The 19,582-nt window shown below is 67.4% G+C and carries 16 protein-coding genes; 13 read left to right on the plus strand and 3 right to left on the minus strand.

The features are described 5' to 3' along the window. Positions 1 to 2 precede the first annotated feature (2 nt). From QW887_RS19585 to QW887_RS19605, 5 genes are all read left to right on the plus strand, one after another. Complete coding sequence (locus QW887_RS19585) at positions 3 to 1,583, plus strand: FGGY-family carbohydrate kinase (protein ID WP_315718347.1); 1,581 nt, start codon at positions 3 to 5, stop codon at positions 1,581 to 1,583. Then, on the plus strand, positions 1,576 to 2,616 hold the full coding sequence (locus QW887_RS19590) for a 2-hydroxyacid dehydrogenase (protein ID WP_315718348.1): 1,041 nt from the start codon (positions 1,576 to 1,578) through the stop codon (positions 2,614 to 2,616). Before QW887_RS19585 ends, QW887_RS19590 begins: the two co-directional genes overlap by 8 nt. A gap of 18 nt (positions 2,617 to 2,634) precedes the next feature. Next, the gene (locus QW887_RS19595) at positions 2,635 to 3,381 is read left to right on the plus strand and encodes a class II aldolase/adducin family protein (RefSeq protein WP_315827284.1); all 747 of its coding nucleotides are present in this window, start codon (positions 2,635 to 2,637) and stop codon (positions 3,379 to 3,381) included. Further along, entirely contained in the window at positions 3,378 to 4,886 is a 1,509-nt protein-coding gene (locus QW887_RS19600) for a glycerol-3-phosphate dehydrogenase (RefSeq protein ID WP_316171458.1), read from the plus strand. The genes QW887_RS19595 and QW887_RS19600 overlap by 4 nt, the downstream gene beginning before the upstream one ends. A 213-nt stretch (positions 4,887 to 5,099) precedes the next feature. Continuing rightward, positions 5,100 to 7,688: an ATP-binding protein gene (locus QW887_RS19605; RefSeq protein ID WP_316194843.1), complete on the plus strand. Its 2,589-nt coding sequence runs from the start codon at positions 5,100 to 5,102 to the stop codon at positions 7,686 to 7,688. Positions 7,689 to 8,764: 1,076 nt separating this feature from the next. Here the strand turns inward: QW887_RS19605 and QW887_RS19610 are convergent. After that, on the minus strand, positions 8,765 to 9,430 hold the full coding sequence (locus QW887_RS19610; RefSeq protein ID WP_316194844.1) for an XRE family transcriptional regulator: 666 nt from the start codon (positions 9,428 to 9,430) through the stop codon (positions 8,765 to 8,767). A gap of 206 nt (positions 9,431 to 9,636) precedes the next feature. Here QW887_RS19610 and QW887_RS19615 point away from each other — a divergent pair, with 206 nt between their 5' ends. From QW887_RS19615 to QW887_RS19630, 4 genes are all read left to right on the plus strand, one after another. Then, positions 9,637 to 11,133 (plus strand): amidase, encoded by a 1,497-nt coding sequence (locus QW887_RS19615; RefSeq protein ID WP_316194845.1) that lies wholly within the window; start codon positions 9,637 to 9,639, stop codon positions 11,131 to 11,133. A gap of 39 nt (positions 11,134 to 11,172) precedes the next feature. Beyond that, positions 11,173 to 11,523, plus strand: a complete 351-nt coding sequence (locus tag QW887_RS19620) for a RidA family protein (RefSeq protein ID WP_315753009.1) — start codon at positions 11,173 to 11,175, stop codon at positions 11,521 to 11,523. A gap of 15 nt (positions 11,524 to 11,538) precedes the next feature. Beyond that, positions 11,539 to 12,777 (plus strand): FAD-binding oxidoreductase, encoded by a 1,239-nt coding sequence (locus QW887_RS19625; RefSeq protein WP_316175130.1) that lies wholly within the window; start codon positions 11,539 to 11,541, stop codon positions 12,775 to 12,777. Positions 12,778 to 13,010: 233 nt separating this feature from the next. Beyond that, the gene (locus QW887_RS19630; RefSeq protein ID WP_315718356.1) at positions 13,011 to 13,385 is read left to right on the plus strand and encodes a hypothetical protein; all 375 of its coding nucleotides are present in this window, start codon (positions 13,011 to 13,013) and stop codon (positions 13,383 to 13,385) included. A gap of 56 nt (positions 13,386 to 13,441) precedes the next feature. On the opposite strand, the gene QW887_RS19635 is transcribed toward QW887_RS19630, so the two are convergent. Then, positions 13,442 to 14,635 (minus strand): polysaccharide deacetylase family protein, encoded by a 1,194-nt coding sequence (locus QW887_RS19635; protein ID WP_316193087.1) that lies wholly within the window; start codon positions 14,633 to 14,635, stop codon positions 13,442 to 13,444. 240 nt (positions 14,636 to 14,875) lie between these two features. Beyond that, positions 14,876 to 15,712 (minus strand): polysaccharide deacetylase family protein, encoded by an 837-nt coding sequence (locus QW887_RS19640; protein WP_316194846.1) that lies wholly within the window; start codon positions 15,710 to 15,712, stop codon positions 14,876 to 14,878. 110 nt (positions 15,713 to 15,822) lie between these two features. On the opposite strand from QW887_RS19640, the gene mgtE reads away from it, so the two are divergent. The 4 genes from mgtE to QW887_RS19660 all read left to right on the plus strand — a co-directional run bounded on the left by mgtE (position 15,823) and on the right by QW887_RS19660 (position 19,512). After that, positions 15,823 to 17,241 (plus strand): magnesium transporter, encoded by a 1,419-nt coding sequence (gene mgtE, locus QW887_RS19645; RefSeq protein WP_316187315.1) that lies wholly within the window; start codon positions 15,823 to 15,825, stop codon positions 17,239 to 17,241. A gap of 81 nt (positions 17,242 to 17,322) precedes the next feature. Further along, complete coding sequence (locus QW887_RS19650; protein WP_315718360.1) at positions 17,323 to 17,598, plus strand: helix-turn-helix domain-containing protein; 276 nt, start codon at positions 17,323 to 17,325, stop codon at positions 17,596 to 17,598. A 76-nt stretch (positions 17,599 to 17,674) separates the two neighbouring features. Beyond that, positions 17,675 to 18,493, plus strand: coding sequence for an aldo/keto reductase (locus QW887_RS19655; RefSeq protein WP_315753005.1), 819 nt, complete (start codon positions 17,675 to 17,677; stop codon positions 18,491 to 18,493). Positions 18,494 to 18,639: 146 nt separating this feature from the next. After that, positions 18,640 to 19,512: a hypothetical protein gene (locus QW887_RS19660; protein ID WP_316171453.1), complete on the plus strand. Its 873-nt coding sequence runs from the start codon at positions 18,640 to 18,642 to the stop codon at positions 19,510 to 19,512. The last annotated feature ends 70 nt before the right edge of the window (positions 19,513 to 19,582 follow it).

Genomic DNA, 19,582 nt, shown 5'->3' on the forward strand with positions numbered 1-19,582 from the left:
ACATGACCTCGGCTGCGATCCGCAACGTGATCATCGGTATCGACGCCGGGACCTCGGTGATCAAGGCGGTGGCGTTTGCGCGGGATGGACGGCAGCTCGGGGATTTCGCGATTCCCAACAGCTACGCGACGTTGCCGGGCGGCCGCGTCGAGCAGGACATGGCGCGGACCTGGACCGACACCGTCGCGGCCTTGCGCGGCCTGGGCGGCACGCTGCCGGATCTGTCCCGTCGCGTCGCCGCGATCGCCGTGACCGGGCAGGGCGACGGCACCTGGCTGATCGATGCGGACGGCCATCCCGTCGCGCCCGCGCTGCTGTGGCTCGACTCGCGCGCGGCAGGGTTCGTCGAAGCCTTCCGCGGTGGCGAGCGCAATGCCGCGCACTATCAGCGCACCGGATCGGGGCTCAACGCTTGCCAGCAGGGGGCGCAACTGGCCTGGCTGCAGGCGCATGACGCAGAGATGCTGGGACGCGCGGGTACGGCGTTCCACTGCAAGGACTGGCTCTACTTCAAGCTGACCGGTGAGCGGGCCACGGACCCGTCCGAGGCGACGTTCTCCTGCGGCGACTTTCGCAAGCGCGGCTTCGACGGCGAGGCGGCGCGTCTCATCGGCATCGCTGGTTCCGCGCGCCTGTTTCCAGATGTCGTCGATGGTGTCACGACGACGCATGGCTTGACTGCGGCGGCCGCGGCGGAGACGGGCTTGCCCGAGGGCGTGCCGGTGTCGCTCGGCTATGTCGACGTGATCTGCAATGCGCTCGGTGGCGGGCTGTATGATCCCACGCCCGACGTCGGCTGCACCATCATCGGCTCGACCGGCATGCACATGCGGCTGGCGAACAGCGCCGACGCGGTCAAGCTGAATGCCGAGGCGACCGGCTATACGATGCCGTTCCCGGTGCCGGACCACTATGCCCAGATGCAGTCGACCATGGCTGCGACCTTGAACATCGACTGGTTGCTCGATGTCGCGCGAGGCGTGCTCGCCATGGAAGGCATCGCCCGGTCGCGCAATGATCTGATCCGGCGGCTGGACGAGCGCGTGCTCGCGGCGAAGGCGGGCGAGCTGCTTTATCACCCTTTCATCTCCGATGCTGGCGAGCGCGGACCATTCGTGTCCCACGAGGCGTCTGCGCAACTGGTCGGCCTGCGCACCCGTCACGGCTACTGGGATCTGATGCGCGCCGTGATGGAGGGACTGGCCTTCGCCGCACGCGACTGCTACGCGGCGATGGGACCGCTGCCGACGGAAATTCGCCTGACCGGAGGCGCGGCACGCAGCCGCGCGCTCGGCGCAATTCTTGGCGCGGCACTCGGCAGCACGATTCGAGTCTGCCGTCGCGAGGAAGCCGGCGCGTCGGGGGCGGCGATGATCGCCACGGTCGCGACCGGACTCTACCCGGACATGATGATCTGCGCGGAGGAATGGGTGAGACCGTATCTGGATGAGCCGCAGGCGCCGGATGCGGCGCTGGCGGAGCGCTATGCGCAGCTGTTCCCGGCCTATGTCGAGGCTCGCCTCGCGGCGCGGCCGGTGTGGAAGCAGCTTGCGGCCCAGCGTGCAGGAGCCAATCATGTCTAGCTCCATCGCCATCATCGGCGACCGCTTCATGCTGCCCTCGGTGTTCGCCGAACGCATCACCGCCATCTGCGGCGACGGCGTCGACATCCGCATGCTCGAACAGCCCTGGCCGGACGAGCCGATGGAGCATGGCTATGCCGGCTCCAAGCTCGATGGTCTCAAGGAGTTCATGGGCGATCCGGATGAGCTCGCCGAATTCATCGGCGAAGCGCCGCTGCTGGTGACGCATCTCGCGCCGATCTCGCGCGCGATGCTGCAGCGGCTGCCAAGGCTCAAGTTCATCGCGGTGTCGCGCGGCGGTCCGGTCAATGTCGACATGCAGGCGGCGCGCGATCATGGCGTGCTGGTCGTCAACACGCCCGGACGAAATGCCAGCGCGGTGGCGGAGTTCACCATCGGCGCGATGCTCGCGGAGACCCGTCTGATCAGGAGCGGTCACGAGTCGATGCGGGGCGGGGAGTGGCGCGGCGATCTTTATCGCGCCGACCGGACCGGACGCGAGCTCGGGGAGATGACCGTCGGCATCGTCGGCTATGGCGCGATCGGCACGCGCGTCGTGAAGCTGCTCAAGGCGTTCGGCTGCAGGATCCTGGTGACCGACCCTTACGTCCAGCTCAGCGCCCAGGACCGCAACGACGGTGTCGAGCACGTCGCGCTTGCCGATCTTCTGGCACGCGCCGACGTCATCAGCCTGCATGCCCGCGTGACGCCGGAGACCACCGGCTTCATCGATCGCGAGGCGCTGGCGAAGATCAAGCCGGGGGCGATCCTGATCAACACCGCGCGCGGTCCGCTGGTCGACTACAAGGCGCTGTTCGAGGTGCTCAGCTCGGGACGGTTGGCCGGCGCGATGCTCGACACCTTTGCGGTCGAGCCGGTGCCGCCGGACTGGCCGCTGTTGCAGCTCCCGAATGTCACGCTGACGCCGCACATCGCCGGCGCATCCGTGCGCACCGTCACCTTTGCCGCCGACCAGGCGGCCGAAGAGGTTCGCCGCTATCTGGCCGGCGAGCCGCCGCTCAATCCCTGCTGACGACGAAAGGTTTTCGACATGAATCGCGAGGAACGGCTGATCCGCGAGAACATCATCGCCAAATGCCGATGGATGAATGCGTCGGGGCTGAACCAGGGCACTTCGGGCAACATTTCCGCCCGCTACAAGGACCGCATGCTGATCACGCCCTCGGCGACGCCCTATGACTCGATGAAGCCGGAGATGATCGCCTCGATGCCGCTCGAGGGTGAATACGGTTCCTGGGAGGGGCCGTTGAAGCCCTCGACGGAATGGCGCTTTCATCTCGACATCATGCGCGGCCGTCCGGATGTCGGCGGCGTCGTTCACACGCATTCCACCTATGCCACCGTGCTCGCCATCGCGCGCAAGCCGATCCCGGCCTGCCACTACATGATGGCGGCGTTCGGCGGCACCGACATCCGCTGCGCCGGCTATGCGCGGTTCGGCACGGCCGAATTGTCCGAGCTTGCGCTGGAGGCGCTGGAAGGCCGCAACGGCTGCCTGCTGGCCAATCACGGCATGATCGCGGTCGGCGCCAACCTCGACAAGGCGATGTGGCTTGCGGTCGAGCTCGAGACCATCGCGAAGCAGTACTACCTGTCGCTCGCCCTCGGCCAGCCGCACATTCTGGGTGACGCCGAGATCGCCGAGACGGCGCAGGGCTTTTCGACCTATGGCCTGCAGGAGCCGAAGGCGAAAGCGGCAAAGCCGGCCAAGGCTGCGACGAAGGCGCGTGCCGCTGCGCGCAGCAAGCCAGAGAAGAAGCGCAGCAGCAAGCGATGAATGCGACGGTCTCACGCAGCGGAACCGATCACGGTCTGTTGGACCTCGCCGTGATCGGCGGCGGCATCAATGGCGCTGGTATCGCCCGAGATGCCGCCGGCCGCGGCCTGAAGGTGCTGCTGTGCGAGAAGGACGATTTTGCGCAAGGCACCTCGTCGCGATCGGGCAAGCTGATCCATGGCGGCTTGCGCTATCTGGAGTACTACGAATTCCGCCTGGTGCGCGAAGCGCTGATCGAGCGCGAGGTGCTGTTGGCCTCGGCGCCGCACATCATCTGGCCGATGCGCTTCGTGCTGCCGCACTCGCCGGAGCAGCGTCCCGCCTGGCTGGTGCGCACCGGGCTGTTCCTCTACGACCATCTCGGCGGCCGCAAGCAGCTGCCGGCGAGCCGCAACGTCGATCTCGCGCACGAGCCGGAGGGCGCGCCGCTGCGCCCCGAGTTCCGGCGCGGCTTCGAATATTCGGACTGCTGGGTCGACGATGCCCGGCTGGTGATCCTCAATCTCGTCGATGCCGCGCAAAAGGGAGCCATCATCCTGCCGCGCACCCGCGCCGTGAGTGCACGGCGTGAGGGCGATGCCTGGCGTCTGGAGATGCGCTCCGAAGACGGCGAGGTTCAGATCGTCCGAACGAAGGCGCTGGTGAATGCCGCTGGTCCCTGGGTGCAGGACGTGGTGCAGGGTGTCGCCGGGCTCAACTCCGCGCACAATGTGCGGCTCGTAAAGGGCAGCCATCTCGTGGTGCCAAAATTCTGGAGCGGATCGCAGGCCTATCTGCTGCAGAACACCGACCGCCGCGTGATCTTCGTCAATCCCTATGAGACCGACCTGGCGCTGATCGGGACCACCGACATCGTGCATGACGGTCGCGCAGACGACGTCGCTGTCGATGGTGCCGAGATCGACTATCTGCTCGCCGTGCTCAAGCGCTATTTCCGGGCCGCGCCGGGCAAGGGTGATATCATTCACGCCTTCTCCGGGGTGCGGCCGCTCTACGATGACAACGCCGACAATCCGTCGGCGGTGACGCGCGACTACGTGTTCGAGATGCATGGTGCGCCCGGACAGCCGCCGTTGCTGTCGATCTTCGGCGGCAAGATCACGACGTTTCGCCGGCTCGCCGAGCAGGCAATGGAACGTCTCGCGCCGTGGTTTCCGCAGATGGCGCCGGCATGGACGGCGGACGCGCGTCTTCCGGGCGGCGATTTTGGCGTGCCATTCGATCAGTTCCTCGCTGATCTCGCGGGCGCCTATCCGGGATTGCCGCGCGATGTAGTGGCGCACTATGCGCGGCTCTACGGCACCCGCGCGCGCGACCTGCTCGGAGCGTCCCGCAACGTCGGCGATCTCGGCCGCCATTTCGGTGCCTCGTTCTATGAGCGCGAGCTCGTTTTCCTGCGCGAGCAGGAGTGGGCCGTCACGGCCGCCGACGTCCTCGACCGGCGCACCAAGCATGGCCTGCATCTGAGCCGCGCCGAGCGCGAGGCGTTCGAGCACCAGCTTTGATCGCGTCTTGACGCGTCGAGCCCCTCCGCGACCGCCGCAGCGCTTGGCGGGTGCCGATGACACGCCCCGGCAAACCGTGCTATCGAGCGCCCGCGATATGGATCGCGACGCGCCTGGAGACGCGGAATTCGGCACAATCCGGACCTTCGCCGATGCTCCCTGCGCAGATCGATTCGCAATCAAACCGCCCGACGACCTCCTGAATTCGACGCCATGCCGGACCAGATCAAAGCGAGAGCCGACCATCGGCGCGGTCCGCGGCAGGAAGGCATCGTCGACGCCTGGACGAGGTTCGCGTCCGGCTCCTGGATGGACCGGCGCTGGACTCCGTGGATCATCGTGCTGAGTGGCCTCGTGCTGGCGCTGCTGTGTGATGCCTTCGTGGCCCACATGCTTTCCGTCAACTATCGGGAGACCTATCGGACCACCGAGGCCGCCAACGGAGATCTCGCCCGCGCGCTCGAAGAATACATGTTGCGCAACATCCAGGGCGTCGACGTGCTCTTGAACACGACAATCGACAGTCTCAAGCAGGACCCATCGCTGCTCACTGCCGGCAATCCGGCCCTGATCGGCGAGTTGAAGCGCAGGGTGGTGCCGTACCCCGCCGCGGGCGGCATCGTCGTGCTGGATGCGGACGGCAATCTGCTCGGCGACAGCGCCGGCAACGGAGTTCCCGGCCGTGAGAACAATTTCGCCGATCGGGCCTATTACAAGGTCCAGCGCGATGACCCCGGCCGCGGTCTCTTCATCGACGTGCCGGTGGCCTCGCGCGTGAACAGGGGTCGGTTCATCGCGGTCAGCCGCGCCTTGATGATGCCGGACGGACGATTTGCCGGCGTGATCGTCGTGGCGGTGGACTACGAGAATCTGCGGCAGTTCTTCCTGTCGCTGAACGTGGGGCAGCGCGGAACGGTGACGCTCTATCGCGACGACGGCACGATCCTGCTGCGCTCGCCGCATGCCGACGATTTCGCCGGCCGCAACGTCGGGTCCAATCGCCTGTTCAGCCTCTATCTCCCGCAGGCGCCTCACGGCAGCTTCGAGGGCAGCGGCATGACGGACGGGACGTCGCGGAGCATCAGCTATCGGCGCGTCGCCGGCCTGCCGCTGGTGGTGACCGTGGCGCGCGACCCGGTCGAGTATCTGGCCGGCTGGAAGAACAATGCGCTGTACTACAGCGCCATCGCCGCCGGCCTCAATCTGCTGATCGCCGGATTCGGCCTCGTCCTGGCGCGGCAATGGCGGCTGCGCGCGGCCTCCGAGCAGGCGCTGCGCGACAGTTTCGAGCAGCATCTGCTGGTCACGGAGAACGTGCCCGCGCTGATCGTCCAGGTCGGCGCCGATGGTGACATCCGCTATGCCAACCGCGTCGCGCGCGAATGGTATGCGCAGCCGTCCAGCGGGGTCGGTCGCAGCCGGCGGATCGACGACTACATCGACCCCGCGCGGCGAGACGAGGTGAGGCCGAAGATCGAGGCCGCGCTGGCCGGCCGAACCGCGGGCGGTGAGGAGAAGATCGCGTTTCCCGACGGCCGTGAACGCTGGTGCGAGACCATTCGCGTGCCGGATCGCAGCCAGGATGGCACGGTGCGCGGCTATTTCGTGCTGTCGGTCGACATCACCGAGCGCAAGCGCATCGAGGACGAACTGCGTCAGGCGCAGAAGATGGAGGCCATCGGCCAGTTGGCGGGAGGCATCGCGCACGACTCCAACAACATGCTGGCGGCGACGCTCGGCAATCTCGATCTGCTGCTCGACGCGCTCACGCCCGGCGAAAGCTCCCGTCGCAGCATGGTCGAGCGGGCGATCGAGGCGGCGGAGCGGGTCGCCGATCTCAACCGCCGGCTGCTCGCCTTCGCCCGCAAGCAGGCGCTGCAGCCGCAGGTCACCGACGTGAACCAGCTCGTCAACGGCATGACGACCATCCTGCAGCGGACGCTCGGCGAGAACATCGAGATCGAATTGGCGCAGGACCCGATGCTGTGGCACTGCCTGATCGATCCGACGCAATTGCAGAACGCGCTGCTCAATTTGGCGCTCAATGCGCGGGACGCGATGGACGGCGGCGGGCGCCTGACGATCGCGACGACGAATGCCGTGCTCGACCAGCCGCTCGACGACGGCGACGAGCGCATCATGCCCGGGGACTACGTGACGATCGCGGTGTCGGACCTGGGGGCCGGCATGCCGCCCGAGATCGCGCGCCGCGCCTTCGAGCCGTTTTTCACCACCAAGGAATTCGGCAAGGGCAGCGGCCTCGGCCTCAGCATGGTCTATGGCTTTGCGCGGCAATCGGGCGGCACGGTGCTGATCGACAGCCGGGTGGCGGAAGGCACATGCGTCACGCTGTATCTGCCAAGCGCGGGGCCGGGCGCCACGGGCCGCGCGCGCGCCGGCGCGCCGCGGCTGGCGCGGCCGCAGACCGGCGAGCGGATCCTGGTGGTCGAGGACAATCCGCTGGTCGGCGCGATGGCATCGACCATGCTGACGTCGATGGGCTACAGCCCGGTCGTCGTCACCCATGCGGCAGCCGCGATCGCCGCGCTGGAGCGGTCGGACCCGTTCGCGCTGCTGCTGACCGACATTCTGCTGCCGGATGCCATGACCGGCATCGACCTGGCGCGCGAGGTGCGCCGCCGATGGCCTGAGCTGCCGATCGTCTTCATGTCCGGCTTCGCCGACCCCTCGCTGGTGCCGGAAGATTTCCGCGCGACGAGCAGGCTGCTCGCCAAGCCGTTCCGGCTCGGCCAATTGTCGGAGGCGATCGTCTCGGCCCTGGCCGGCAGGAAGGCGACGTGAGCCCGCGGGCGATCATGCGGTGAGCGATCCCGTGTTCGCCCCGATCGACAGCGCCGTCCGGGCAAGTCCTTTCCGCCTCGCGGCGCGCAGGGCGCCCGAGCTGTGCCGGTCGTTTCGCCCTCTCGACGACGAGGGCGCGGGGAATGCCGGGTGCTGGCCGCACCCATGGCCCGCCTGCGAACAAGAATGCAGGCGGCAGGAACCACAGGTTCAGCCGAGACATCCCGGCATTCCCCGCGCGATGGTTTTCCGGCTTATACGTCCTCTCCCCGGGGACCGGCTGTCTTGCCCCCGTCACCCGCGCAACGCGAACGCGTTGTCGCGAGCTTGGCCTCAGCATCGGGAGGCCAGGACCCTACGATTTCGCCGGCGCAACGGCTTCGTTCGTCCGCATGACCTTCGTCATGCTGCGAACCGCCGCGCCCACCGCATCCCACCCCGCGTGCCGTGACGATCGCGATACGCCCCTCGTGCCGAGGCGGGACGGCTGCACTCAATCATGATTTCTGAAAATGAGAAAGCGGAATATTTTCGCCGGACGGACTGGACAGGGGTGATGTGCTTGAGGCGTCTCGTGAAATGAGAATCTCCGCGCATCGACCTTGGCCCATGATTGGGGGCCCAGGGCGTGGGGAGGCAAGGGCCGAGTCGCCCGTCGGGTCGGGACTTGGGCTTGAGACAGTCGTCCATCGGATGATTGCAGCGCTTCGGAGGTCGAGTCCGTCGGTATATCGAGAGACGAGACGGGCGCGTTCTACGTGCGGGTCGATGTCGAGCCGGGCGCTGACAAGGCGCGCATCAGTCGCTTGTGGAAAGAGATCGGCGCACCGGTTGTGGTGCGAACGGTTTCTGGCAGGCTCGTGAGCCACTCGCGATCGTTTGGACCCAATGACAGGTCCCGCGAACGAGCCGGTGCCGACCGGCTTAGTAGCTGTGGTCTTTCGCACCTCCGCTGCTCGGTGGGAGTGGAGAAGCATCAGCCGTCTGTCGTGAGCTTGCGGAAGTCGCTCTGCTGCTGAGGGCACTTTCAGTTGTGGGCCCCAGCGAGTGCGCTGGGTTACGCCGGAGGCTTCACCTCACTCCACCGCATCCTTCTTCGCAATCCGGTGCAGCTGCTCGAACAGATCGGCCTGCTCACTCGTACAGAGACACACACCCTGCGCGGAGTCGGCATCGCCGGCGTTGAGGTAGGCGTGGCCCATGGTGCTGTCGAGATACATGCCGTCGCCCTCGTGCAGGATCTCCGGGGCGTAGAATTCGGTGTGCACGGCGATGGTGCCGCGGGTGACGAGGAAATACTCCTCGCCGCTGTGGCGGAGCAGGGGGCCGAACTCCTCGAGCGTGCGGGCGCGCACCTCGGCGATCATCGGCACCATGCGCTTTCCGATCAGGTCGGTGCATTGATAGGTGTAGGTGTAGAACCTGGTGTTGACGATCTGGCCCTGGCCGGCGCGGCTGACGCTGCGGCGGGCGGTCACCGGGCGACCCGCCTCGGGACGCGGCGAAGCCGGGCTGAATAGCTCGGCGATGTCCATCTGCAGGCCCGAGGTGAGCTGCAGCAGCTTGTCATAGGTCAGCGACATCAGGCCGTTCTCGACCTTGGACAGCGTTGACAGCGCCATGCCGGTCTTTTCGGCGACCTGCTTCAGGGTCAGGCCGCGCGCCTGCCGGGCCGCCTTCAGGCACTGGCCGAGCTGGGAGTGGGGGCCTTCGGTCGACGCGCTGATGGCGGTATCTGTCAAAGCGATCTCCGGAAAATCCGTTAGCGGATCAGGCGTGTCGAGATCCGAGCAGCCCGGACAATCTCGGCCCATAGAGCAGGAAATTCAATCGGGTGCTCCAATGTCCGAAGGTCATGCGTGGACAGCGGTGGAACAATGCGTTTTCGGGTCGTGCATTCGATTTCCTATATGCTAAATAGTTTTCCGAAACGGAAAAGAGAAGCCCCGTGGAATCGATTTGCGACAAGACCGCCGTCGAGCTGGTCAAGCTGTTGAAAACAAAGGCGATTTCGCCGGTCGCGCTGCTCGACTCGTGCCTGGAGCGGATTGCGGCGGTGAACCCGGCCGTCAACGCGGTGGTGACCCTGGACGAGCCGGCCGCCCGCGCTACAGCCAAGGTCGCCGAGGCCGAGATCGTGAGGGGCGAGGACCGGGGGGCGCTGCACGGCCTGCCGGTGCTGATCAAGGATACCCAGGACACCGCCGGGATGCGCTCCACCTATGGCAGCCCGATCCTGGCCGACACCGTGCCGGCCGTCGACCAGGCCTCGGTGGGGCGGCTGCGCGCCGCCGGGGCAATCATCTTCGGCAAGACCAACACGCCGGAATGGGCGGCGGGCGGCAACACCCGCAATCCCGTGTTCGGCGCCACCGGCAACCCGTTCGATCCCGTGCGCTCGGCCGCCGGCTCCTCCGGCGGCTCGGCGGTCGCGCTCGCCTGCGGCATGGCCCCGCTCGCCTCGGGGTCAGACACCGGCGGCAGCTTGCGCAATCCGGCCGGCTTTTCCGGCATCGTCGGCATGCGCCCCTCCTACGGCCTCGTCGCCAGCGAGAAGCGCGCCCATGGCTGGTCGTGCCTGTCGACCGACGGGCCGATGGCGCGCGATGTCGCCGACACCGCGCTGATGCTGTCGGTGATGGCGAGCGACGATGCGCGCGATCCGCTAGCCTACACCCTGCCGGGCGAGGCCGTGCGCGGCGCGCCATCGCGCTGGGCCGTGCCGCCGGCGGTCGAACTCAACAAGCTCAGGCTCGCCTTCACCGAGGATTTCGGCTTTGCGCCGACCGAACAACTGATCCGCCGCGCCTTCCGCGCGCGGGTGTCGCGCATCGCGCCGCTGTTTGCCGACGCGCAGGAAGGCGCACCGGATTGCAGCGGCGCCGACGAGACCTTTGCGGTGCTGCGCGCCTCGCTGTTCCTCACCCAGCACGGCAAGAATTTTCGCGAGCGGCCCGACATGCTCGGGCCGAACGTGCGCGCCAATGTCGAGGAGGGGCTCGGCTACAGCCTCGAGGATTTTTCGCGTGCGAGCGCCAACCAGACCCGCATCTATCGCGCCTATCAGGGCTTCTTCGCACGCCACGACGTGCTGATCAGCCCGACCATCACCTTGAGCCCGCGGCCGTGGGCGGAGCTGTATCCGGCGGAGATCGACGGCGTGCCGACGCGGTCGTACTTCCACTGGTTGGCGCTCGCCTACGCGGTGACCCTCGCCGGACATCCCGCGCTGAGCCTGCCGCTCGGCCTCGACGACAACGGCCTGCCGTTCGGCCTGCAGATCGTCGGTCCCCGCGGCGGCGACGCGCTGGTGCTCGGCGTTGCCGCGGCGCTGGAGGCCGCGTTCGCCGACGATGCCGAGCTGCGCCGTCCCCGGCCCGATCTCGAAAGGCTCGCGTCGCTGCCGCCGCTGGCGCAGACGCCCGGCTTCTTGGCGTGGGATTGAGGCGGCACTCATGATCACTACATCTTGGAGCGACTAACGATGTCCGACGCCCCCTCATGGCCGTTCTCGCTGGTGCGCCGCGCCGGCGGCCTGGTGTTCCTGTCCGGCGAGATTCCGGTCGCCGATGACGGCAGCATCCCCGAGGGCATCGCGGCGCAGACCGACCTCGTCTTCAAGCACATCGCGGAAACGCTGGCCGGCGAGGGGCTGACGCTCGACGATATCGTGTCCTGCATGGTGCACCTCGCCGACAAGGCGGATTTCGCCGCCTACAACGAGGCCTATCGCAGGCACTTCAAGGACCCGATGCCGGTCCGCACCACGGTGCAGGCGCAGATGATCGCGGATGTGAAGATCGAGGTCACCGTCGTCGCGGCGGCGCGGACCTAAGCAGGAGTGATGACGATGCAAAGCGCGATCGTTCTCGGTGGCGGCATGGTCGGCGTCGGCACGGCGCTGCACCTGCAGAGCCGTGGCTGGTCAGTGGCGCTGGTCGACCGCAGGGAGCCGGGCCGCGAGACCAGCTACGGCAATGCCGGCATCATCCAGAGCGAGGCCGTCAGGCCCTACGCGATGCCCTATGATATCGCCGGCGTGCTCGACATCGCGCTCGCGCGCACCAACGACGTGCACTACAGCCTCGCGGCGCTGCCCTATCATGTGCGACCGCTGCTGCAATACTGGTGGAATTCGTTCCCCGCGCGCCACGAGGTGCTGACGCGCACCTATGCGCAACTGATCGCGCGCGCCGCGCCCGAGCACGAGCCCCTGATCCTCGCGGCCGGGGCCGGCAACCTCGTGCGCCGCGACGGCTTTCGCGTGCTGCACCGGACGCAGGCGCAGTTCGACAAGGAGGCGAGGGAGGCCGAAGCGGTCGGCAAGGCGTTCGGCGTCAAGTTCAAGCTGCTCAGCGCCCAGCAGCTCAAGCAGGCCGAGCCCGGGCTGATCGACAGCGGCATCGGCGGCCTGCACTGGCAGGAGCCGTGGACCGTGTCGGATCCCGGTAGCCTGGTCGCCTCCTATGCCGAGCTGTTCACGCGCCGCGGCGGCAAGCTGCTGCGCGGCGACGCGACCACGCTGGCGCAGGCGGGCAGCGGCTGGGCCGTCACCACCGCGGAGGGACGCATCGAGGCCGAGGCCGTGGTGGTCGCGCTCGGGCCATGGTCGCCGGAGTTCCTGACGCGGTTCGGCTACGACATCCCGATGGTGCGCAAGCGCGGCTATCACCGTCACTACACCGGCGGCGCGCCGCTCGATTTGCCGCTGCGCGATGCGGCGCGCGGCTATCTGATGAACCCGATGGCGCTCGGCGTACGCATCACGACCGGTGCCGAGCTGTCATCGCCGAATGCGAAATCGACCCCGGTTCAGCTCGGCAAGGCCGAGGCTGCCGCGCGCCAGCTCATCGATCTCGGCAAGCCGGTCGAGCCCGAGCCGTGGATCGGCACGCGGCCGTGCATGCCCGACATGCTGCCGGTCGTCGGCCAGGCGGCGCGTCACAAGGGCCTGTGGCTGCATTTCGGCCACGGCCACCAGGGCTTCACGCTGGGGCCCGCGACGGGCCGCATCCTCGCCGAGCTGATGAGCGGCGAAGCGCCGAGCGTCGACGTCGCCGCCTGCGCACCGGCGCGATTCGGCGCATAGCTGCGAGCGCCGTTGCAGTCCTGCAATTGCAGGCTGCAGCGGTGCCCGCCGGGCAGTCCCTTGTTTACCAAGCGTGGCTGTTCTGCGCCGTTCTGGCGCTGCAAAATTTCCACTTCACGAATTCGCAAGCCCGCTCTCCTAGGGTGACGCCGGTTGGACCAGGACGCGGGGGCGAAACGCGTTTCGTGAGTTCTGTCGTCGGCCAGTGATCCGAACATCATGTGGGGGAGCAGATGAACTTCACGGGCCTCATGTACCGCTTCATCTCGAATTTCGTATTTCTCGCGGCCGTCTATCTCAGCCTGAACTACGTCGAGAAGTACCAGAACCGCGCCGTCCTGGCGCTGGTAGTGCTGATCTATGCCGGCATGCGCGCCGTCACGGTGGTGCGCACCTTCCACTTCTTCGGACGGATCGAGAAGATGGAGTCGGACGTTCGCCGTCTGGCCGGCATGCTGGGCGACGGGCCGGTGGGGCAGGTGGTCTCTAGGCAGGTGGTGTCCGACGTCGGATCGCTGCGCAAGGACGGCGAGAAGAAGTCCTACATGGACCTGTTCTTCCTGGCGGCCACCGTCATCCTCTGCGTCAGCAAGCTGGTCTCGAGCTGATCGCGCGCGGCGCGGGCGAATTGTCCCGCGTCCTCACCTGCAACATCTGCGAATGTTCAGCGCCGCCTGAGGCTGGCGAGGCGCACCGGGCGCGGCGCCGGCTTGGCGGCCACAGCCTTCGGGGCCGGGCTCTCGAGCCGGGCCAGCTGGCGCCGCTGCGCCGACAGCGGCGCGACAGGCGGCCATGCGAACAGATCGGACGCCGGCGCTGCCAAGGCCGGCGCCGCAAGCCGCGGCGCGAGCGGCGGACGCGGCCATGCAGGCTTCTGCGCGACACGCGCGACGGCCGCCGGCACGTTGAGAATCCCGAAATCGTCCAGCCTGGCCCGGGCCCCCGTATCGGCGCCAGCGAGATCGACGGGCGCGATCTTGGGCCAATGCGCCACCGGGGTCTCGTCCGACGGGCGGTGCACCAGCCAGTCCTCGGGCTCGGTCGGCGTCGCCGGCCGGTCCGGTGTCGCCGCCACGACGTGGACGATGCGGTAGTTCTTGGCCTTGAGCTCGGCGAGGATCTTCGGCAGCGCCGTGGCGGTGCGCGCATGGATGTCGTGCAGCAGCAGGATGCCCTTGCCGCGCGCCTCCAGCCGCTTCATCGCGAGCTCGTAGACCTTGGCGCCGGAGATGTTGCGCCAGTCGTCGGCGAGGAAATCGGCGCTCCAGACCTGCAGGCCGAGCGAGGCGGCGTAGCTCTCCACGGCGTCGCCGCGCAGCAGGCCGGGCACGCGGAAGAATGGCGACAGCGCCGACGGATCGGTGAGCGCCGCGGTCGTCCAGGCGATCCCCTGGTCGACCTCGGGCTTGACCTGGTCGAGCGTCATCTTGTTGAAGCTCAGCGGATGGTTCTGGCTGTGGGTGCCGATGGTGTGGCCGGCGGCCGCAAGCTTCCTCACGCCCTCCGGATCGGCCTTGGCCTGGCGGCCGATGGTGAAGAACGTCGCCTTGACGCATTGATCGGCAAGGATCTGCAGCACCTGATTGCTGTATTTCGGCAGCGGGCCGTCGTCGAAGGTGATGACGACCTCGTGATCTTTCAGCGGCAGCGTCTCCTTGTACTGCATCGCGCCGATGCGCGGATGCTCGCGCGGATCGACCACCAGGACGCGCGACGTGCCGAGCGCGTTGGGATGTCCGGGGCAATCGGCTGCCGATGCCGCCGATGATCCGACACTGGAGGCGAAGCAGGCGACGGTGCCCAACAGCACTGCGAGCCATGTTGGCCGTCCGACGCAAGCCCACCGACGATCACGCATCACGCTGCTCACATTCCCTTCACCGTCCCGACGCCTTCGGCCAGGGTCTTCGACGCTCGATGATGTGTCGCAGCCGCGCGGAAGGCGCAAGCGACCGCCAAGACATAGCAGGGATGTTCGGCTGTCGCGAGATGACATCGTTCCGGGTTCCGGTTTGCGCGCGGCTGTTGCCGGATTGCAAGCGGCAGAAATCGCCGCGATCACGGCCGTCGAGCGTAGACAGCGGCCCTGAACGACGGATTAACCACCTTCGTGCGGCGGCGTCGGCGCAGGTGAAGGGCGCTCGCTACGCTGCTCGTGATGCACATCCGCCGGCTGCTTCGGAACCACATGGACCACGCGATAGCCGTGGTTCTTCAGGTAGCGCAGGAACGCGGGCAACATGGCGACCGTGCGCGGCTGAGGATCGTGCAGCAGGATGATGCCCTTGCGCGCCTGGCTCAGCCGGGCGGTCAGCAGCTTCAGCGTCTGCTGCGGTGACATCGGGTTCCAGTCGCTGGCCCAGAGATCGGCCCCGAACACGACGATGCCGCGCGACTGCAGCAGGTCGAGCGTCGCCGGTGTCGATTCGAAATAGGGGAAGCGGAAGAATGGCGTCGACGGCGTGGTCGTCTCCGCGCCGTTGAGCGCCTTCTCGTCGGCGGCGATGCCGCGATCGATCTCATCGACGGCCTGTTCCGGCGTGATGTGCGCGAGATTCGCATGCGTGAAGCTGTGATGGCCTATGGTGTGGCCTTCGGCCGCGATCTTCCGCACCCACGCGGCGCGGCGCGACGCAGGCTCGCCGACCAGGAAGAAGGTCGCGCGCACGCATTCCCTGGCGAGCGCGGCCAGCACCTTGTCGGTCATCGGCGGCGACGGGCCGTCGTCGAAGGTCAGAACCACTTCGCCGTCATGCAGCGGCAGCGTGTCCGGGAAGCTCTTCAGTCCGACGCGCGGATGTGTCGCGGCGTCGACGGTGAGAATGCGCGACGTGCCGAGCGTACCTTCGTGCGGGCATGCGGCAGGCGCGGCCGCGGTGACGTCAGCCGCGAGCAGCGCCGCCACGACGCCGGCCGCGTTTACCCATCCTGTCATCGATCGCCAAGGCCGCATCTTTTCCCGTTGCGCTCGCTGTTGCCGATTATGTAATGCGTGAAAGCACAAATCAGACCATTTGCTCTGAAATCAAGCGCGTGAGGCACGTCATGAACGAGACATCGGACGTTGCCCATGCTGATGCAACTCTACGCGATCGCGCGCCGATGCGCACGGAATCCGGCGAGATTCGCGCCGAATTCATCGCGGCCATCACGGCGGCCATCGCCGCCGAGGACGAGGCGTTCCTGCGCGCCGAGGTCGCCGAGCTGCACGAGGCCGACCTCGGCGACCTGATCGCGGCGCTCGCACCGGACGACCGTGTCCGGCTGGTCGAGCTGACCGGCACCGATTTCGACTTCTCCGCGCTGAACGAGGTCGACGACGCGGTCCGCGAGGAGATCCTCGAGGAGCTCGAGCCCGCGACCGTCGCGGAGGGCGTGCGGGAGCTCGAATCCGATGACGCCGTCGAGCTGTTGGAAAGCCTCGACGAGGAGGACAAGGAGGAGATCCTCGAACGCCTGCCGCCGTCCGAGCGCGACGCGCTCGCGCGCAGCCTCGACTATCCCGAGGGCTCGGCCGGCCGCCGCATGCAGAGGGAGTTCATCGCGGTTCCGCTGGGTTGGACGGTCGGCGAGGCCATCGACTACATGCGCGAGACGCGGGATCTGCCCGAGCGGTTCTACGAGATCTATGCGGTCGACGACGCACGGCATTGGCAGGGTGCGGTGTCGCTCGATACGCTGCTGCGCGCCCGCCGTCCGGTTCCGCTGGCCGATCTGATCGACGAGGACCGCCGTCGCGTCACCGTCACCGACGATCTGGCCGAGGTGGCGCGGCTGTTCGGCAAGTACAATCTGGTCGCGGCCCCCGTGGTCGATGCCGAGAACCGGCTGGCCGGCGTCATCACCATCGACGACGTGGTCGATGTCATCGAGGAGGAGGCCGACGAGGATTTCAAGGCGCTCGGCGGCGTGTCGGGCGACGAGGAACTGTCCGACAGCGTCTGGACCATCGCCAAGGGCCGCTTCAACTGGCTGCTGATCAATCTCGCCACCGCGTTCCTGGCGTCATCGGTGCTCGGCCTGTTCGAGGACCAGTTGCAGCAGATGGTGGCGCTCGCCGTGCTCGCGCCGATCGTCGCCAGTCAGGGCGGCAATGCCGCGACCCAGACCATGACGGTGGCGGTGCGCGCGCTGGCGACGCGGGAGCTCGGGCCGAACAATGCGATGCGGGTGGTGATGCGCGAGGGGCTGGTCGGGCTCGTAAATGGCCTGGCCTTTGCGCTCGTCACCGGCATCGCCGCCGTGGCGTGGTTCAAGATGCCCGGCCTCGGCATCGTGATCGGGCTTGCAATGATCTCGAATCTCGTCGCGGGTGCGCTGGGCGGCATTCTGATCCCGATGGTGCTCGAACGGGTCCGGGCCGACCCCGCCGTCGCCTCCGGAACCTTCGTCACGACGGTGACCGATGTGGTCGGTTTCTTCTCGTTTCTCGGCATCGCCACGCTCTGGTTCGGCCTGAAATAACCCCGGCGCCTGAACGACTTATATCGTTAATCCGGCCTTAACGTGGTTCGGCGAGACTGTCGCTCGACACGGAGTCGGACGATGCAACGCTTGCGGCTGAAGGCAGATGGACGGATCGTGGAGCTGCGCGACGGGGAGGAGATTCCGCTGGCGCCCGCGGCTCCGCTCGAAGTGCGCGATCTCAGGCGGCGGGTGCATCTGACCCAACAGGAATTCGCCGCCAAGCTCGGTGTGCCCGTCGAGACCATCCGCAATTGGGAGCAGGGCAAGCGCATGCCGCGCGGCCCGGCGCGCGCGCTGCTCACCGTCATCGCGCACGCGCCCGAGACGGTCTTCGCGGCTTTAGCCAAGACTTAAGCCCACCACGGGTCGTGCGTTGGCAACGCCCAGCGTGTGCCTACATAATGTTGCACGCGCTCTGGAGTGCACGGCCATGCTGATGATCGAGGCCAATGGTGCCAGGATTCCCGCCTTGGGTCTCGGAACCTGGGAGCTGCGTGGCCGCACCTGCAGCCGCATCGTCGAGCAGGCGCTCACTCTCGGCTACCGGCACATCGACACCGCGCAGGTCTATGAGAACGAGCACGAGGTCGGCGAGGGCCTGCGTGCGTCCCGCGTCCGGCGCAACGAGGTGTTCCTGACGACCAAGGTGTGGACCACGCATTTTGCGCCGCACGATCTCGAGCGCTCGGCCAAAGAGAGCCTGGTCCGGCTGCGCGTCTCCGAGGTCGACCTGTTGCTGCTGCACTGGCCCAATCCGCACGTGCCGCTGACCGAGACGCTCGGCGCGCTGGCCCATGCCAAGACGCTCGGGCTCGCACGTCATATCGGCGTGTCCAATTTCACGGTCGGTCTGCTCGACGAGGCAGTGGCGGCATCGCCGGAGCCGCTGGTGTGCAATCAGGTCGAGTATCATCCCTATCTCGATCAGACCAAGGTCCGCGAGGCCTGCGCGCGCCATGGCATCGCGCTCGTCGCCTATAGCCCGATCGCCAAGGGCAGGATCAAGAACGATCCGACCTTGACGCGGATCGGCCGCGCCCATGGCAAGAGCCCGGCGCAGATCTGCCTGCGCTGGCTGGTGCAGCAGAACGTCGTGCCGATCCCGCGGACCTCCAAGATCGAACGGCTGTCCGAGAACCTCGACGTGTTCGATTTCGAGCTCTCGGAGCAGGACATGGCCGACATCTTCGCGATGGGCAGCCCCGAAGGACGGATGACCAACTTCGCCTTTGCGCCGAAATGGGATTGAGGGCGGCGCCCGCGCATTTGTGCTACAGCCTGACATGACAGGGAGCGGCCGGCGGGCCGCACGACGGCGGCTGCCGCATTCCCTGCCGATGATCAGAGCGATGGCGCGCCCGCGCCTTCGCTCATGCGCGGGCGTAGTGAAGCAGCATGGAACGTTGGCAGTTCATCCGTTGGGGCATCGCCGCGTCCGTGCTCGCGCATCTCCTAATCGCCGGTGGGGTCGTGGTCTCGACCTCGGTCCGGCCTTACGAGCTGCCCAAGAGCGACGAGATCGAGGTCAACATCGTCGACGCTGACGAGCCGCAGAAGACGCCCGAGCCGGTCGCCACGCCATCGCCATCCCCGACGCCGGATCTGGTGCTGCCGCAGCCGGACCCGAGCGCCTTGCCCGCGGCCGCCGCACCGCCACCGCCCAGTCCCCCGCAGGACGCCAGGGAGATCCCCAATCCTCCGATGCAGCCTGCGCCGGCGGCAAAACAGCCGGCGCAGGCTGCATCGCCCAAGGCGGTGAAGACGGCCGCAAAGGCGGAGAGCAAATCCGCCGTCAAGCCGGCGCCGCCACCCGTGCCGGCACCCGCGCCGACCTATGTGCCTCCCGAACCGGATCTCACGGTGAAGTATGGGGTCATGCTCGGTCTACCCGAGCCGCTGTCACCGTTGCCCCGTCCCGGCGGCCCGGAGGACGGCAAGGACGCCGGGCCGACCGCGACGACGAACCTCGCCGCCAATCTGGAAGCGGCCCTGAGGCAGAAGGTCAGGAGCTGCGCGCGGCTGCCGGCGTCGCTGTCGCTGTCGGACAACGTGCTCATCAGGCTGCGCTTTGGCATGACACCGGATGGACGGCTGGCGACGGAGCCGGAGGTGATAGAGGTCGTCGCAGCCTCCAAGGCGATCCAGCTCAAGGAGAGCGCGGTCCAGGCGTTGAATGCCTGCCAGCCCTACGCGATGTTGCCTCCCGATCGCTACAACGAGTGGAAGGTGATCGAGATGTCGTTCACGCCGCAGGATTTCGCCCGCTGATCTACCCTGCGGCCGGCGACGGCACGGTGACGGGCGCGTGGTCTGGGGCGTAGCGCTTGTGTGTCGACGC

The sequence above is a fragment of the Bradyrhizobium sp. SZCCHNRI3052 genome (assembly GCF_032484895.1).
GTDB lineage: Bacteria > Pseudomonadota > Alphaproteobacteria > Rhizobiales > Xanthobacteraceae > Bradyrhizobium.

Bases quoted from the DNA above. Each gene is read 5' to 3' on its own strand.
- QW887_RS19625 (WP_316175130.1), top strand. From the start codon at position 11,539: ATGCAAAGCGCGATCGTTCTCGGTGGCGGCATGGTCGGCGTCGGCACG.
- mgtE (WP_316187315.1), top strand. From the start codon at position 15,823: ATGAACGAGACATCGGACGTTGCCCATGCTGATGCAACTCTACGCGAT.
- QW887_RS19585 (WP_315718347.1), top strand. From the start codon at position 3: ATGACCTCGGCTGCGATCCGCAACGTGATCATCGGTATCGACGCCGGG.
- QW887_RS19605 (WP_316194843.1), top strand. From the start codon at position 5,100: ATGCCGGACCAGATCAAAGCGAGAGCCGACCATCGGCGCGGTCCGCGG.
- QW887_RS19635 (WP_316193087.1), bottom strand. From the start codon at position 14,635: ATGCGTGATCGTCGGTGGGCTTGCGTCGGACGGCCAACATGGCTCGCA.
- QW887_RS19655 (WP_315753005.1), top strand. From the start codon at position 17,675: ATGCTGATGATCGAGGCCAATGGTGCCAGGATTCCCGCCTTGGGTCTC.
- QW887_RS19660 (WP_316171453.1), top strand. From the start codon at position 18,640: ATGGAACGTTGGCAGTTCATCCGTTGGGGCATCGCCGCGTCCGTGCTC.
- QW887_RS19620 (WP_315753009.1), top strand. From the start codon at position 11,173: ATGTCCGACGCCCCCTCATGGCCGTTCTCGCTGGTGCGCCGCGCCGGC.
- QW887_RS19630 (WP_315718356.1), top strand. From the start codon at position 13,011: ATGAACTTCACGGGCCTCATGTACCGCTTCATCTCGAATTTCGTATTT.
- QW887_RS19590 (WP_315718348.1), top strand. From the start codon at position 1,576: ATGTCTAGCTCCATCGCCATCATCGGCGACCGCTTCATGCTGCCCTCG.
- QW887_RS19600 (WP_316171458.1), top strand. From the start codon at position 3,378: ATGAATGCGACGGTCTCACGCAGCGGAACCGATCACGGTCTGTTGGAC.
- QW887_RS19640 (WP_316194846.1), bottom strand. From the start codon at position 15,712: ATGACAGGATGGGTAAACGCGGCCGGCGTCGTGGCGGCGCTGCTCGCG.
- QW887_RS19650 (WP_315718360.1), top strand. From the start codon at position 17,323: ATGCAACGCTTGCGGCTGAAGGCAGATGGACGGATCGTGGAGCTGCGC.
- QW887_RS19595 (WP_315827284.1), top strand. From the start codon at position 2,635: ATGAATCGCGAGGAACGGCTGATCCGCGAGAACATCATCGCCAAATGC.